The organism is Treponema bryantii, from assembly GCF_036492245.1.
Taxonomy (GTDB): domain Bacteria; phylum Spirochaetota; class Spirochaetia; order Treponematales; family Treponemataceae; genus Treponema_D; species Treponema_D bryantii_C.
Window position 1 is genome coordinate 1,747,513 of record NZ_AP025286.1, and the last position, 16,637, is coordinate 1,764,149.

The window sequence follows — 16,637 nt, forward strand, 5'->3', positions numbered from 1 at the left end:
ATATGAATTTCAGGTGAAGTACAGAAATACTTATAAAAAAGCCGGGATTTTATACCCGGCTCATAATTTATTCAGCTGTATTCTCTACTTTAGCAATGGTAGACATAACCTTCTTCTCATTAAAGAAAGCCATAATAAGACCACCGATAATACAGCAGACAGAAGCAACAAGTGCTACAATTCTGTATCCTAGTGGAGAACCTGCAGCCTTTTCAGAAGTTTCTGCAGCAGCTTCAATGAAAGCAGATTCAGAAATACCGATTGTTGCAAGAGAAGTGAACATAAGCATTGCAAGAGACTGGCCGAACTTCATAGCAAAGGTTCTTGCAGCATAGAACATACCGCTTCTTGATTCACCAGTTTCAACTTCATCTTCGAGAGCGATATCTGCAACGATAGTCTGTGGGATAATTCCAAAGATAGCCTGTGGGAAAGAACCAAGTACTACAATAATTACAGCCTGAACGTAAACCGGAATAAATCCAAGTTTTTCGCCAGAAAGGGCAGTAAAGCCGAATGTCAAAACAAAGCCGATGAATGCAGCAATCAAAAGCTTTTTCTTTCCCCATTTTTTAGACATCTTAATTACAAACGGATAGAAGGCAAGAGAAAGAAGTGTAAGTCCACCGAACATAACTGTTGTCATGCTTTCCGGTAACTGAAGAAGACTAGTTACAAAGAATGGAAGACCAGTCTGGAACATTGCAAGTCCAAAGAAGTAGATGATATCCTGTCCTACAAAAATTCTGAAATCCTTATTCTTGAAAGTTTTTGTAAGGGAAGTCATCATATTTGAATTAGAAGGCACAACATCACAGTAATCTTTTTCTTTAATTCCAAAGGCTGGAACAAGCATAAAGATAGTTGCAAGTGCAGAAAGAATTGCAAAAGTAATTCTCATAGCAGGAACTCTTGCCATACCTCCGCCGATAAGTCCACCCCAGATCATTGGAGCTGTATAACCGATACAGGTACCTACAATGAAGGTAAGGGAAATACACATTGAAAGCTTAAGTTTTTCTTCCTGATTATTTGGAAGTTCTGCAAGAAGTGATGTATATGGAGTACAATAACATGTAATGAGGAAGTAGTAAGCAAGAACAGTAATAAAAAGCCATACGGTGTTTATTCCGCTTACAGCCTGAACTGGAGCACAGAAAACAAGAACAAAAACAATACCAAGAGGGAGTGCAGACCATCTCATAAATGGAATGCGACGGCCAAGCTTATGCTTACAGTTATCAGACCAGTTGCCGACAAGAGGATCTGTTACGGCATCGAATACACGGCCAATTGCTGTTACAAGACCGATTAAAGTCAGAACACCAAGCACAACGCGTCCTTGAGGAATCAGAGAAATCATACCATCATTGATTGCTTCCTGGTTAGGCTGATAAAAATATACAAGCCATGAACCGATAAGACCGCTGATGATAGACCAGCCAAGTTGACCAATGGCATAACACCACATTATTTTTTTTGTAAGTGCTTTCATTTTAAGCCTCCAATTAAAACTTTCCCCAGAAGCTTGAGCTGCTGGATATCATTATTTGTTTCGTCCATCTTTAACATTTTTCCGCTGAGACTCAATTTTTGTGTAGCAGAGAAATATGTATGCATAAGAGAGTAGTAAAGTTCACATTCACTATCTTTGTATTCAGATGAAATGGAACCATCAACAATACCTTTATGAATTGCTTCACAAATAATTTTCTGAACAGTCTGAATTACTTCCTGATATGGAATCAATCTTTCTGGTTCAATTTTCTGACATACTACATATGCATCAAAGAAATATATGTATCTGAAAAAATCAGGTTCAGACTGATACAACTTACAGAATAAATCAAATATTTCATCAAGCTGATCAATACCTTTTTTCTGGTAATAACCTGTATCATCAAGAATAGGAATAATCATATTTTTCTGATTTTCCCATGCCCAGATTGCAGTTCTTATTGCAATTTCGTCTTTTGTTTCGAAATAGCGGTAAAGCGATGCAACACCAATTTCGGCATTCTTTGCAATATCAGTCATTGCAATTGCATCAATTCCTGTATGCGAAAAAAGTGAAAAAGCTGATTGCAGGATTCTTTCGATTCTTGCATTTTTGAGTTCATCACGTTCTTCAGCGAGTTTTTCTACAGCAGTCATAATTTGACGCGTCCTCCTTTTTTATTTTTACTTTTTATAAATTCCGGCCATGAATTTCACCAGCAGCAATTTTTACTGCCTTATAGGCTCCATCATAGGTTCCGATTTTTTTCTGAGCAATAATATTATTACACATACCTTCAATAAGAGACGGCTGTTCCATAAGAAGCTTAACCATCTGACATGCATATTCAGGTGTTTCGCATTCAAGAGTTCCGTCTCCAAGTTCAGCTGAATGAATAGCTCCCCACATTTCGTGACCACCAATACGGCGGATAAATAGCTTTGGAACAGGATAGAAAGCAAGCTCACTTGGTTTTGTTATAAGAACATCACTTGCTCTCATAAGAAGGTTTGTAATATAAACAGCACCAAAAATATCTTTGTTACAGAACGCATGAATTCCACTTCCGGCATCTGTATCAAATCCATCAATTGCTTTATTAGCAAACTCAAGTTCTTCATTCCAGTCATTGAAATGTTTTGTAACAGGAACTGAACCATCAGCAAATTCCGGAATCATATTCTGAAGCATATTCCAGACATTTTCATAGTCACCGCAGTTCAGGTAAATGCAGGCTTTGTTTTGTTTAACATAAGGAAGAAGAGTCTTGATAATTGATGCAAAGAATTCTCCCTGAGCACCGGCACCACCGATTGTAAACAGGAAGCGGATAGGCTTTCCTTCATTTGCACGGGCGATTCTTGCTTCACAGTCTTTTTCAATATTGCTTACAAGTTCATGATCAATATAGTGACCAATCCAGATAAGGTCTCCGTCGCCCATAGGATTCATGATATTCTCACCATCAAATCCATGCAGAGTTCTATAACCCCAGTAAGAATTAAAAGTCTGTACAGTATGAATTGCACCTTCACTTAAATGAAGTGCCATTGGCCAGTTGTCTGGAATTGCATTTACAACATTCTTCATTCCAGCATGAATAGCAGCCTGGCTTGGCCATACGTGAGTTGCAATGAACGGAGTATCTTTTGGAATTTCACGGAAGAGAGGAGTCATAAGTTCTGCAGTTTTCTGGTCACCGGCATTGTATGAAAGTTTCTTAAAGCCTTCGTAGTTTAATGGCTCCCAAATCATTTTGTTGAAGAGTTTAAACTTTTGAGAAAGTCTGCTTCCCATAGAATAAAGATTATTCTGATATGAAATGATTTTTGTACAGGTTGTTTCAGGGAAAGAGTTGAGATCCATCCAGAGCGGTGTATAGCCGAGAGCCTTTGCTGCACTGGCCATTGCCATTGAGATTCTGTAATGACCAAAGCCCATTCTGATGTTTCCGATAATAAGCGGCTTTTCAGGAAGTTTTGATGCAAATGTATCTTCAGAAGAAGATGGATTTGTTACAATTGTCTGACAGCCGAAGGGTGGTGTAAGTACATCATTGTCTTTCAATTCAAGATGATATTCTGTATTGCGGTCATTTCCGAATTTTTTGATAAACTTCTTCTGTGTTTTTACAGCTTTTTTATAAACTGATCCGTTTATTTTATTTCCAAATATAGTCATTTTATTCTCCTTATTCTCTCTCAGACATTTTTAGGTGAGTTGTTTTAAGATTTACTTCACCTTTGTATTTTCCAGATTTGCTGAATATTTCATAAATATCTTCAGATGTCTGTTTAATTCCAAATTCTTCTTCATCATATTTTTTGATGAAATCAAAAATCTTCTGTGTAAGAAGCTTTTCAGGTTCACCGGCAAGTCCCGGATCATCTGAATACATGAACTGACTTCCAAACATGCTGTTTATACCTGCAATCAGAAGTTTCTGATTTTCTGTAAGAGTGCAGTTTTCTTCGCGAACAAATACAACATCAGGATCATTAATGAAAATTGTATTGTCCCATAGAGCATGTCCAAGAGTATCTACGACATTAAGATAGGCTTCATTGCGTCCATTCCAGCGGAGGAAACGCATCATAGGATTTTTCCATTTTTCATATGTATCACAGCCGATTCTTGAAAGCGGAAGGTATTTAAAACAAAGTTCAAATGGACAGCCGCAGCCAAGATAAGCAACAGGCTTACCGTCTTTATTTTCTGTTCTTGAGGTGATTGTTTTAAGTGCTCTTGTAAATAGTTTATACGAAGCTGTTTGCTGAGCATAATTTCCATAAAGCATTCCGGCATAAAGGAAATCAAGTTTAATATAGCGGAAGCCCCATTTGTTAATTACTGATTCCATTATTGAATCAAGATGAGCAATAACTTCGTCGCGGCTAAGATCGAGACAATAGAAAGTTCCGTCTTTTCCCCATAATGGATTGTATCCGGCTGGAACAAGTTTTCCGTTATGGTCTTTCAAAAGCCAGTCAGGATGTTCAGTTGCTGTTTTACTTCTGGAATCAATAATAAAAGGGGCGAGCCAGAGGCCTGGAATATATCCGTCTTTCTCGATTTCAGAGGTTATTTCACTGAAGTTTTCCGGAAAGCGTTCGAGATTTGTCTGCCAGTCACCAAGGGCCTTTTCCCATCCGTCATCAATCTGAAAGATTTTTGAAGAATAGTTTCCAAGACTGATAATATTTTCTGTTCCAGAGAGCTTTTTCAAATCTTCTTTAATAAGATTCTGGTTGATATTTGCATAATGATTGTACCAGCTTTCCCAGCCTGCAGGATTTTTTCCAAGCCAGTTTACCGAATTAAAATGCTCTTTTCCGAAAATTGCAGCAAGTTTATCTTTGCATTCAAAATAAGACTGAGCAATAAAGATTTCGATTCGTCCTGTTACATCACCCGTTTTCCAGTTATTTCCTTTATCACAGATTTCGAAGCTGACGGTATTTTGTGAACGGTTAAATACAAACTGAACGGGTGGGAGAGTTCCGTTTACATTTCCTACAGAAGCAAATACAAGATATAAATCGTTCCAGCGCAGATATGTTACAAACTGCCCGAGAACTATGTTTCTGGAAGGTTTGTGGCCAGACTGTGGAAATACGAGATAGGCGTTCCATTGTTTTATGAGACGGCAGTTAAGACGAGGCTGCTTTTTACCAGGAAAAACTTCTGTACAAGGATTCCAGCTCTGCCAGCCACCAATGTTGATACAGGCATTATCAACCCGATATTTTGCCGCATCTACAAAATCATCTAAATGTAAAACATCTATTACAGAGTTATTTTCAGCAAAATAATCCTGATGGACTGTATAAGTTTTCATTCTGGTATTCCTGCCAATTTATAATTTATCATAGTGATAGTAATACTATCACTATGATAATAATAGCACAGGAAATTAAAATGTCAAATAAATTCTTTAAGAATTATTACTGATTTCTGATTATTGATTTGTTTTTCCAAGCTGTCCGCAGGCTCCACCGATTTTTCGTCCGCGTCTTGTTCTAAGCGTAACATTGAGGCCAGCCTTTTCAAGCTTTTCAACAAATCGGCTTACTTCATTTTTTGAAGGCTCTTCAAACGGAAGTGTAGAAACTGGATTCCATGGAATCAGATTTATATTAACATCTATTCCACGTGCAAACTTAATCATATTCTGTGCACTTTCATCATCAGTATTTTTATCATGCATTAAAGCTGCTTCAAGAGTAACTCGTTTGCCGGATTTTTCTGCATAATATGCGATTGCTTTTCTAAGCTCAGCAAGTGAGTTTGCATCTGCTTTTGCAACAGGCATAAGTTCCTTTCTCAAATCTTCATTTGCTGTAGTAAGAGAAACGGCAAGTCTTATTGAAGGTCCGTTATCAGCTAAATCATAAATACCTTTTACTATACCGCAGGTAGAAAGGGTAATGCGCTTTGAAGAAAGAGCACGGCCGTCTTTATGACAGAGAATCTCTATAGCCTTTCTGATTGTTTCAAGATTCTGCATCGGCTCACCCATACCCATAAATACGATGTTGTCGAGTTTTCCGGCTATACTTTCCAGATATAAGAATTCTTCTACAATTTCACCAGCTTCAAGATTTCGGGAAAGTCCAAGAGTTCCTGTCTGACAGAAAGCACATTTCATTGCACAGCCGGCCTGGCAGGAAACACAGGCAGTTTTTCTTCCTTCACGGTCTGTAAGAAGAACTGTTTCTACGGCATTTCCGTCGTGTAAGGATATCTGCAGTTTAATTGTTCCATCAGGATCCTTTAATACATTGCTTACAGTTGAAGAGCGGAGAAGGGCTTTTTCTTTTAAAGAATTACGAAGGTCTGCACTAAGATTAGTCATTGCATCAAAATCTGTGATGCCGCTGCCAACCCATTTAAAAATTTGAGTTCCCCGGAATTTCTGAGACAGCTCAAGCTGCTCACAAATTTCAGCGGGGAGGAGTCCTGTTAAAACAATCTGATTCATAAGAGAGAATGTATTAGTTTCTCTGAAGTTTATCAAGAGTGTTGCGAACAGCAATATTGCGGCTGTCCATCTTCATGTAATCGCTGAGGACTTTAATCGCATCCTGTTTGCGGTTCATTGCAACATAACACTCTGCAAGGTCTACATAAAGACGGCCGTTGCGAGGGTCATTCTTGATAAGATTTTCGAAACGTTTTGCAGCTTCTTCGTTATTTCCTTCACCTTTACAGATGAGGGCAAGACCAATTGCTGCATAAATATCGAAATCAATTTCAAGAGCTTTGTTGTAGTAAGATTTAGCTTCCTGATAGTTTCCTGTTGTACGGTAAGCATCGCCTGCACGTGTAAGGATAACCTTGTTTTTAGGATCTATTTCAAGAATCTTATTCCAATAGAAAATTGATTTGAACTGCTGGTTCATACCACGATAACAGTCTGCAAGACCAAAGAGGGCATAGAAGTTAGCAGGCTCACGCTCAAGTGCCATTTCAAAATACTTTGTACCTTCTTCAAATGTCTTAAGCTTTCTGTGGCAGTTTCCGATTGCAGTAAGAACACGGATATCTACAGTATTCTTATCATTTAATTCGTAAATGCGGGTCCAGTAATAAAGAGCTTCTTTATATTCCTTAAAGTCGTAATTCAAATGGCCAAGACCGATGAGTGCATAAGCATTGTCCTTTTCCATTTCGAGAACTTTAAGATACAAATCCTTAGATTTTCTGAAATCATGAATTTTACGGTATGCATCAGCAACACGTGTAATTACAGTAATATTCTTATCATCATGAACAAGATACTGCTGCCAGATATCAATAGCTTTTGCATACTGGTTTAATGCCTTATAACAGTCTGCAAGACCGAAAAGTGCATAATTATTTGCAGGATAATACTCAAGACATTTTTTGTAGTAGGAGATAGCATCGTTAAAACGATTAAGTTTTCGTTCAGTATCCCCGAGTCCTACGAGTGCATAATTGTTGTTTTCTTCAATTTCGAGAATTTCATTGAAGGCTTTTTTTGCACCAGGAATGTCATTTTCCTTAATGAGCTGGTAACCCTTTTTTGAAAGATCAGATATTTTGTTTGTTATCTCATCCGGCTTGTTGTCTGTTTCAGAAGGTGATGAAAAAGAATCCGGTACAATAATATCTTCTGGCTGATTAAATCTATCCATTTTTAAACTCCATTTTTTAGGTCTTTTTTGGTTCTAATCATTTATAATTGTAGAGATTACTTTTGCCAGATTTTCATAAATCGGTTCAGCATCTCTTTTATTATGGGCTAGATAGTAAGCTTTTAAGGCTTTTAAGCTTTCATTTTTGTTCATATAATAATCACCCACACGAGTAAGACCATCAGAATAACCTGTAGTAATATAGATTCTTCTGGCATCCTCGATATTGCCATTATTGAACATGATATTCGCTTTTCTGTTTAGAATAACCTTCTGCTCGGAACTAAGGCCTTCAACCGGATTATCGGTTACTTTTATGAAACCGTCCGGAATCTTTTGCTCTTGAACTGCATCAGTAAATTTTTTTTCTAAACTTTTTCTATCGTTCATAATTTACAATAATATATTATAATTATAACATAAAATTCTTATATGTCAAAAAAAGAAATTTATTTTGGCTAAAAAAATACAGGCTATTTTAAGATTGTAAAATAGGAATTTTACCCTATATTTTTAATAAGTTGTTATATTTTTCTATTCAGATTTTGGATATGTATAAAAATCCACAATTGAACGGCCATAAGTTCTCTGGTCGGTTCTTACAAGTCTTCCAATTGTATCCGGCATAAAATGCTCTTCCGGTCTGTGAACCATAATTGTTCCAGTCTGATTCAGCATATTATTCTGATCGCACTGCTGCACTAACTGCTCATGAAATCTGTAAGGAAAGGGTGGATCAAAAAATATAAAATCAAAAGAACGTTTACAACGTTTGATAAAATATTCTACCGGCATAAAATGACATTTAATTTTTACGCCGCAATCCTTTTCTGTAATAGAAACATTTTCCAGAACAGTTCCAACTTTTATCTTATCTTTTTCACAAAGCTCAACATCTTTTGAACCTCGTGAAACTGCCTCAATGGCAATTGTACCCGAGCCGGAAAAAAGATCCAGCCAGGATTTATCAGACAAATCTCCAATAATTGAAAAAACTGATTCTCTCATTCTGTCCATTGCGGGTCTGATAACACCATCAGGACATTTAATAATTCTTCCTTTTAATTTTCCACCGGTAATTCTCATGTTGTACCTTTTATTTTATCGTTTGTTTAAAGCCCAGTAGTTCTCATCATGAACAAGATTGGTATTTTTCATTGCATAGTCAAATGCTGTTTTTCCTTCTGTAGAACGAAGTGTTACAGAAGACTGATTTTCCAGAAGGATTTTTATAACCTTTGTTGATGAACCATATTGAGCTGCATACATCAAAGGCGTTTTTCCTTCATAAAGAACATTTAACGGAACTGCCTTGTCCATAAAAAGCTGGAGCTTTGTTACCTGCTGTCTTTCAGAAATATTCTGTTCTGAAAGCAGGAATATAAGAGAACGTAAGACTTCTTTGTCTGAACTTTTATACTCTTTAAGAATCTTTGTAAGTATCTGAGGATTTCCATTATAGCAGGAAGCAAGAACAAGTGCTGATGAACCGTATTTATTTTTTACAGATACATCTGCACCTGCATCAAGCAGTGCATCAACACATTCCAGTGCTTCACTGTATCTTACAGCATACATAAGAGCAGTCCAGCCATCTTCATCTGTAAGATTTACATTTACACCTGATTCCAGTAAAAGCTTCAGTTCCCATTCATTTCCATTTTTTGCAGCACGCATAAGAAGTGTTCTTCCAGCGACATCTTTTTCATCAGGATTTGCAATACGGTTATAGGTTATATCATCTGAAATTGTATCATCAATTGTATCAAAATCATAAACGATATAATCACTAAGATATTCTTTTCTATTTTTATCAGGAGTCTGTTTTTGATTTTCCAGCTCTTTTTTCATCTGCTGCTGCAGTAATTCCTGCTTTTCTTTTGCTATTCTTTCTGCTTCCAGACGTTCTTCTTCAAGTCTGCGCTTTTCAGCTTCTTCAGCTTCCTTTGCAGCCTTTAGGGCAGCCTCTTCAGCTTCTTTTGCAGCTTTTTCTTCTGCCTCTTTTTTAGCTTTTTCAGCAGCTATTCTTTCTGCTTCAAGTCTTTCAGCTTCAAGACGTTCCTGTTCAATTCTTTCCAGTTCTGCAAGCTCAGCAGCTTTTTTTCTCGCTTCAATTTCTGCTTCTGCCTGAGCACGTTTTTCCATAAGCTCCTGCTGTCTTTGCAATGCAGCATCATCATCTTTTACCTTTTTTCTGGATGAATATGAAAATAGAGGAGAAATAAAAAATATAACTGTAAGAATAAAGATAATTCTCTTAAAGGAAATCATGTAATAAATTATAATTGAATCATATAAAATCAGCAATATATAAAAAGAAAGGACTTCTGCATTATTATAAAATTATCGAACACCTGGCTCCCGGTCTCATATTTGCAGGACAAAAACGCGCAATATTGCGCTAGACGTTGTTTGTGGTATAGAAACTATTATACTGCCGCTCCCGCGGCAGCCACAAACAAAGTCTTTTTGCCCTGCAAATCTGCTCCCTCGCGCCAAAAGTTCTTTAAGTCTTTTTAATGCAGCCCGCTTTATAAATTGACTGAATCATTTATTTTTGATATATTTACAAAACACCCCTTGGGAATCTGAAATATGATTCTCTTTATCCATAAGGAGGAACTAGATACTCTTTTATAAAGCCGTATCGCTACCTCCTAATAAATTTTTTATAGGAGATACTTATGAAAAAGTATGAACTTATGACTATTTATCCACTCGATGATGAAAAGTCAAAAAAAGGTGCTGACGACGTAAAAAGCACTCTCGCTAAATTCGGCGCTGAAATCGAAGAAGAAAAAGCATTCGGCGACCGCGACCTTACTTACCAGATCAACAAACAGAAGAAGGGACGTTTTGTTCTTTACACTATGAAGCTTAATCCTTCAAAAATCGTTGAAATTGGAAAAGATTTCAAAATCAATATGAATCTTTTGAAGTATCAGTTTGTAAAACTCGACGAAAGAGAATCTAAGTAGAATAAGCCGCTAAATGCGGAAAGGAGCTTTTAATGACAGACTTAAATCATGTTGTACTTATCGGCCGTCTCACACAGGATCTTGGTTCTGATGAAAGAAGTTTCGGTTATGTTGGAAACGGACAGGCTAGAGCCAATGTGAGTATTGCTGTCAATAGAAGCAAGAAAAACGGTGACCAGTGGGTTGAAGAAGTAAACTACTTCAACATTACTATCTGGGGTAAAACCGCAGAGAACTTAAAACCATATCTTACCAAGGGAAAACAGATTTGTGTTGAAGGACACTTAAAGCAGGACCGTTGGGAAAAAGATGGACAGAAGCAGAGCAGGGTAACAATTGTTGCTGACCAGGTACAGTTGCTCGGCGGACGTGGAGATAACAGCCAGGGCGGTTCAAGTCCAATGGCAGGGGGTGCTCCAAGATTCCAGCCGGCAAATAATGGTGGTAATGGTGGTTTCCAGGGCGGCTATCAGTCTGAACCATACGGTGATACTGGAAGTGATTTCCCGGAAGATATCCCATTCTAATTGACTAGTTAAGAGGTAAAATTATGTCTGAAGAGAATACACAGGAAATGGAAGAAAAACAGACACAGGAAGCAGCAATGGCTGATGCTACTGCTTCAGAAGGTCGCGAAGAAGATCGTGACGGACGCGCAAAGGGAAAGACATACTTCCGCAAGAAGGTATGCCGTTTCTGTGCTAACAAGGCAAAGATTGACTATAAGGATGCAGATGCACTCCGCCGCTATATGACAGAACGTGGTAAGATTCTTCCACGCCGCATCACAGGTACTTGTGCAAAGCACCAGCGTGAAGTTGCAAGAGCTATTAAGAGAGCTCGCTCAATCTGTCTTCTTCCTTATGTAGCTGACTAAAATATTTCCCGAATTAAGTTCGGGATACCAGCAGCCGGCTTATACTCCGAGCCATCTGCTTATAAAAAATACAGGAGCTTGAGGAAACTACAATGAAAGTAATTCTTAACGTAGACGTTAAAGCACTCGGTGAAGAGGGAGACGTAAAGAACGTTGCTAACGGATATGCACGCAACTTCCTTCTTCCACGTAATCTTGCTGTACCTTACAACGAGGCAACAGTAGCAATTTTCGAAGGCCGCAAAGCTGAAATCGAAGCTCGTAAAGAGCAGAAGAGAAAGGACTCTGCAAGCCTCAAAGAAAAGCTCGAAGCAGCTTCTATCGAACTTACAATGCCAGCAGCAGCTAACGGAAAACTTTATGCAGCTGTTACAGCTAACGTTGTTGCAGAAGCACTTGCTAAGCTCGGATTCGAAATTGAGCGCAAGAGAATTGAAATTCCTGGATCAACAATCAAATCTGTTGGAACTTTCAAGGCTACAATTAAACTTTATGAAGCACAGACTGCTGAAATCCATGTTGCTGTAAAAGCACAGACTGTAGAGGGCGCTGCTCCTGCAGAAAAGAAGGCAGAAAAGAAAGCTGAACCTGCAAAGGAAGAAGCTCCAGCTGCTGATGCTGAATAATTTGTAAGGCCTTAAACAGCCTCTACGAAAAAAAGTCGGTAATACATTGTATTTCCGACTTTTTTTTATCTGTAAATGCATATATACTAAGAACAGGGAGAATTAAAAATGGATGCTGAATTAAAAGATAAAGTTCCACCACACAATATTGAAGCAGAACAGGCAGTTTTAGGAGCTCTTCTCTTAAACTGGACTGCTATGGCAGAGGTTGTCTCTATTCTTAAAGCAGACCGCTTTTATTCTCTTCAGAATCAGATAATTTACGAAGCAATGCTTAAGCTTTTTGCTCAGAATGCAACTGGTGATACTATTTCCATTATTAACGAACTCACCGTTGAAGGAAAGCTCGAGCAGGCGGGTGGTGCAGCTTACATAGCATCACTTACAGATACCGTACCTTCCGCAGCAAATATTGATTATTATGCAAACATGGTTCTTGATCGTGCTGCACGACGAGACCTTATAAAAATTTCTTCAGAATTAAAGGCATCTTCTTTTGATTTACAAAAAGATGCTGATGCACTTCTGGACAGTGCAGAACAGAGAATCTTTGCACTTGCAGAAAAGAACGAAACAACCCAGGTTTATTCTGCAAAAGACATCATGTTCAAAGAAATCGAACTGATTGAAGCGCGTTATAAGAGTAAAAACCAGTTTACCGGTGTTCCTACCGGCTTTGCAAAGCTTGATACCTATACATCAGGTTTTCAGAATTCCGAACTTATTATTATTGGTGCCCGACCATCTATCGGTAAAACCGCGCTTGCTCTTTCAATGATTCAGAATATTGCCTGCGAAAAAAATATTCCATGTGGATTCTTCTCACTTGAAATGCCTTACGAATCAATCGGTATGCGTCTTCTTGCTCAGGAAGCAAGAGTACCAATGCAGAAAATCCGTTCAGGTATGCTTAAGGTTGATGATGTAAAGAGAATTCAGGATGCAGCAGGCCGCTGGTTCGAAGCACCTCTTTATACAGTTGATACTCCTAACATGAAGCTGCTTGATATCCGTGCTGTTGCACGACGTATGGTTAAAAATCAGCAGGTAAAAGTTATTTTCATAGACTATATTGGTTTGATTACCCTTGATGACAATAAAAAAGAGCAGTGGGAACAGATCAGCGAAATCTCAAAATCTCTTAAAGCACTTGCCCGTGAGCTCGAAATTCCGATTGTAGCACTCTGTCAGGTTGCGCGTTCAGCAGAAGGTGAAGAGCCGAACCTTGCACAGCTTCGCGGTTCAGGATCTATTGAACAGGATGCCGACGTTGTAATGTTCCTTCACCGTGATCGTATTAAAGATGGTGATTCAGTTGCAGCACAGGATGCCAAAATTATTCTTGCCAAGCAGCGAAACGGTGCAACTGGTGATATTCCAATTATCTTCCTTCCGTCATACAGTAAATTTGAAAATAAGGCTGATGAAGCGTAATAAAAAATTAGAAAAATAACCTTGGTTATTTTTCTAATTCTTATTTTTTTATGTAACTTTTTTCAATAAATATTTGTTATAAAGAAGAATCTTTCTTGACATATTATTATTCTCACCTTTATAATCCTTTTGTTTTTTTATGTTTAAAAATACTAGGTTTATAAACAATAATTTTATTTCAGAAGTATTTATTATTTCAATAAGTCTTCTTGTATCTGTATTTTTATTTATACTTTCTCAACCAAATCCATTTATATTAAATGGAATTAGTTTTTTTGCATGGCTAATGCTAATTCCAATATTATTTATATTATCCAGATGCTCAATAGCAAAGAGTTGTGTCTGTGGTTTTGTATATGGAATTTCAGTCTGTATATTATATGCATTATGGCTCCTAAATTATCATCCAATAGCATTAGTATTAGTAGCTTTATATGAAGGACTATTGTACGCAGTTGTATTTGTTTTATTAAAAATATCTTTTGATCTTTTTGAAGATTATAGTTTTATTATACAATGTTTAATATGGTGTAGTTTTGAATATTTGAGAACATTGGGCTTCCTTGGCGTAAATTATGGAGTTATTGGTTACAGTCAATGGAATAATCCTGTATTATTACAAAGTGCAGTATTGTTTGGTGTTCATGGATTAAATTTTGTAATAATATTTCCTTCATGTTTCTTTTTTTCTTTTATAAATTATAAAGATAAAAAGATTTCTTTTATTAAGAAACATAAATTAAGTTTAATTGGATACATTTCTGTTTTTATTGCTTTGATTGCTTATGGTTCAACTCAATTAAAAAGCAAATTAATAACAGATACAGAAAAAACAATTTGTCTTGTTCAAAACAATTTAGATACATCAATTTATTATAATGATAAAAATAATGGGATTTTAGATTTTTATAAACGATTGGTTTCTGATGCGATTCAAGAAAATGAAAACGTAGATTTAATTGTTTTTCCCGAAGGTGCTGTTCGACCAAGAATTTTATTGAATCCTGAAGATTCTATACCTTCAGATATGCATAAGGATGTTATTGATTATTTACAATTTTTCTATGATATAAATATACCAGTTGTTTTTGGTTCTACAAGTTTAGAATACGATACAACACGCAATGGTATTTTTACATATAAAGCATATAATATATCTTGTTATTTAGATAATAAAACAAAAACTATTCCCGCAAAAATAGATGTATATAAAAAAAGACATCTTGTTCCAATTATAGAAAAGATACCTTTTGTAAATTTTTGTAATAATAAATTTTTAAAGTTTTCAAGCGTTTTTTCCTCTGGAAAAGAGATAATCACATTTCCATTACAAGACATTTCGTTTTGTACTCCAATATGTTTTGAAGAATCATTTGGATATGATGTTCGACATTTTATGAATAAACATCCAAGTTTTATTCTTTCTATTTCAAGTGATTTATGGAGTAAAAGTATAGTATGTCAGAAACAGCATTTAGCTATGGAAGTATTCAGAGCTGTGGAAAATAGATTACCTTTCCTAAGATCTTCTGTAACAGGACAAACAGTTTATATTAATCAACAAGGAAAGATTGTTGAAATGTTAGATCCATTTACTAGTGGAGTAATAACTGTAAATGTTCCCATGCTTAAAAATCCCAAAAGGACAATTTATGGTGTAATTGGAGATCTTACCGGGATTGTTTCTGTATTAATTTGTACATTAAGTTTTATATATAAAATCATAAAGATAAAAAGAAGGAAAGCGAAATGAAAAAGAAGCTGTTTTTATTATTGCTTGGATTAATTTCTGTTGTTATGAACGTTTTTTCAACTGAGTATCAGGATGAGAGAAATATTTCAGACATAGTATTAATTCAAAATACCGATGGAAAGTGTTATGTTTTATACAAAACCGATGATTCTGAAGTAAGTATGTATGTTGAAAATCATTTTAACGAGGAAGATTGTGTGAAAACTAACTTCTTTGCAAATAATGAAACTATAAAAGCGACATCTCCTTTTTTAAAGAAAGAAAAATATGGACGCAAAGTAATTTGTTTTGCAGGCACAATTTCTCAAACAAACTTAGAAGAAGATAATATATTTATATTTATGTCAGGTGCTGATTATACAGGTTATTATTCAAAAATAATTCCATTTCCTAAACAGGATAATGTTGTGTTACAAGATTTCACAATTTCTGATTCAGATGAAATAACAGTTTATTTATCTCAAAATGATAATCTGTTATCTAAGACAATAAATCCTAAGTCTGATTTCATTAATGATAATTATCTTTTTTCAGGTTATAAAATTGAAAGTTTTACGATCTATAAAAATAATGAACTAAATGAATCATTTTATGGATTATTTATATCTAATAATAATCCATATGCATTTGTATTAAAGAATAACAACGAGACAATTACTAAAATAACAGATAGCGAAAATTACTATTATTTGTTTGATGACAAACCAGTTTGTTTCTTCTCAGACGGACAAGCATTTAAAAAGATTACTTATACAGATGAAATAATCCTTAAAGAATTATCTATTGAGTTAGATACAGATAATATTCGCGATGTGTTTGAGGTTGATAATATAATAAATATTATATCAAGAGATAATAAAAATATTTATTCAATTGTAGCTGATACAAATCTTCAAAGTTTTGAGAAAACTGTTTTGTGCAGTAATGAAACTACTCCATTTATTTATATTGAAAAGAATAAATTTTTTAATGATTCAATAGTGATAATTATAAAAGATATTGGAATATATATATTTTCAGAGAATAAATGGAATCTGTTAGAAGACTATAAAAATATTAAACCATATATAAATCCAAAATTATCTGAAATTTCAATAAATAATGAAAAAAACTTTGTGATTGAAATAGAAATAAATCATAAAGATGGTTTATTTCATTACGTAGCAAAATTAAATAATATAAAAACTATCCCACTCTATGAAGATTATAATGAAGAGTTTGAAGTAGTAAAAAATAGCAGTTCTATTAATGGATTGTTTTATACATTTATAAAAAAATCTGAGAATATCAATATTTTCTCAAGGATGAATTAA

At 35.7% G+C, this 16,637-nt stretch carries 16 protein-coding genes; 7 read left to right on the forward strand and 9 right to left on the reverse strand.

Annotated features, from left to right (window positions below; translation table 11 throughout):
• Positions 1 to 67 precede the first annotated feature (67 nt).
• The 9 genes from AABJ44_RS07800 to AABJ44_RS07840 all read right to left on the reverse strand — a co-directional run bounded on the left by AABJ44_RS07800 (position 68) and on the right by AABJ44_RS07840 (position 9,927).
• Entirely contained in the window at positions 68 to 1,495 is a 1,428-nt protein-coding gene (locus AABJ44_RS07800) for an MFS transporter (RefSeq protein ID WP_338368354.1), read from the reverse strand.
• Positions 1,492 to 2,154, reverse strand: a complete 663-nt coding sequence (locus tag AABJ44_RS07805) for a TetR/AcrR family transcriptional regulator (protein WP_338368355.1) — start codon at positions 2,152 to 2,154, stop codon at positions 1,492 to 1,494. The genes AABJ44_RS07800 and AABJ44_RS07805 overlap by 4 nt, the downstream gene beginning before the upstream one ends.
• 34 nt (positions 2,155 to 2,188) lie before the next feature.
• Positions 2,189 to 3,679: a DUF6937 domain-containing protein gene (locus tag AABJ44_RS07810; protein ID WP_338368356.1), complete on the reverse strand. Its 1,491-nt coding sequence runs from the start codon at positions 3,677 to 3,679 to the stop codon at positions 2,189 to 2,191.
• A 10-nt stretch (positions 3,680 to 3,689) separates the two neighbouring features.
• Complete coding sequence (locus AABJ44_RS07815; RefSeq protein ID WP_338368357.1) at positions 3,690 to 5,336, reverse strand: glycoside hydrolase family 36 protein; 1,647 nt, start codon at positions 5,334 to 5,336, stop codon at positions 3,690 to 3,692.
• Positions 5,337 to 5,456: 120 nt separating this feature from the next.
• Positions 5,457 to 6,479: a dual-specificity RNA methyltransferase RlmN gene (gene rlmN / locus AABJ44_RS07820; RefSeq protein ID WP_338368358.1), complete on the reverse strand. Its 1,023-nt coding sequence runs from the start codon at positions 6,477 to 6,479 to the stop codon at positions 5,457 to 5,459.
• Between the two features lie 13 nt (positions 6,480 to 6,492).
• Positions 6,493 to 7,656 carry a tetratricopeptide repeat protein gene (locus AABJ44_RS07825; protein ID WP_338368359.1) on the reverse strand — a complete coding sequence of 388 codons (1,164 nt, stop codon included), beginning with the start codon at positions 7,654 to 7,656 and terminating at the stop codon, positions 6,493 to 6,495.
• Between the two features lie 33 nt (positions 7,657 to 7,689).
• Positions 7,690 to 8,046, reverse strand: coding sequence for a hypothetical protein (locus AABJ44_RS07830; RefSeq protein WP_177177762.1), 357 nt, complete (start codon positions 8,044 to 8,046; stop codon positions 7,690 to 7,692).
• Positions 8,047 to 8,190: 144 nt separating this feature from the next.
• Positions 8,191 to 8,742, reverse strand: coding sequence for a 16S rRNA (guanine(966)-N(2))-methyltransferase RsmD (rsmD, locus tag AABJ44_RS07835; RefSeq protein ID WP_338368360.1), 552 nt, complete (start codon positions 8,740 to 8,742; stop codon positions 8,191 to 8,193).
• Positions 8,743 to 8,757: 15 nt separating this feature from the next.
• Entirely contained in the window at positions 8,758 to 9,927 is a 1,170-nt protein-coding gene (locus tag AABJ44_RS07840) for an ankyrin repeat domain-containing protein (RefSeq protein ID WP_338368361.1), read from the reverse strand.
• Between the two features lie 413 nt (positions 9,928 to 10,340).
• Between AABJ44_RS07840 and rpsF the strand changes: the two genes are divergently transcribed.
• The 7 genes from rpsF (at position 10,341) to AABJ44_RS07875 (ending at position 16,637) form a co-directional block, all read left to right on the forward strand.
• Positions 10,341 to 10,634, forward strand: coding sequence for a 30S ribosomal protein S6 (gene rpsF / locus AABJ44_RS07845; protein ID WP_074644940.1), 294 nt, complete (start codon positions 10,341 to 10,343; stop codon positions 10,632 to 10,634).
• A 32-nt stretch (positions 10,635 to 10,666) separates the two neighbouring features.
• The gene (locus AABJ44_RS07850; protein ID WP_074644938.1) at positions 10,667 to 11,161 is read left to right on the forward strand and encodes a single-stranded DNA-binding protein; all 495 of its coding nucleotides are present in this window, start codon (positions 10,667 to 10,669) and stop codon (positions 11,159 to 11,161) included.
• Positions 11,162 to 11,238: 77 nt separating this feature from the next.
• A complete protein-coding gene (gene rpsR, locus AABJ44_RS07855; RefSeq protein ID WP_422100126.1) occupies positions 11,239 to 11,511 on the forward strand; it encodes a 30S ribosomal protein S18 in 273 nt (90 codons plus the stop codon).
• A 92-nt stretch (positions 11,512 to 11,603) separates the two neighbouring features.
• Positions 11,604 to 12,137 carry a 50S ribosomal protein L9 gene (gene rplI / locus AABJ44_RS07860; protein ID WP_074644934.1) on the forward strand — a complete coding sequence of 178 codons (534 nt, stop codon included), beginning with the start codon at positions 11,604 to 11,606 and terminating at the stop codon, positions 12,135 to 12,137.
• Positions 12,138 to 12,245: 108 nt separating this feature from the next.
• Positions 12,246 to 13,571, forward strand: coding sequence for a replicative DNA helicase (gene dnaB / locus AABJ44_RS07865; RefSeq protein ID WP_074644933.1), 1,326 nt, complete (start codon positions 12,246 to 12,248; stop codon positions 13,569 to 13,571).
• A 139-nt stretch (positions 13,572 to 13,710) separates the two neighbouring features.
• Positions 13,711 to 15,324, forward strand: a complete 1,614-nt coding sequence (lnt, locus tag AABJ44_RS07870) for an apolipoprotein N-acyltransferase (RefSeq protein ID WP_338368362.1) — start codon at positions 13,711 to 13,713, stop codon at positions 15,322 to 15,324.
• Entirely contained in the window at positions 15,321 to 16,637 is a 1,317-nt protein-coding gene (locus AABJ44_RS07875; RefSeq protein ID WP_338368363.1) for a hypothetical protein, read from the forward strand. Before lnt ends, AABJ44_RS07875 begins: the two co-directional genes overlap by 4 nt.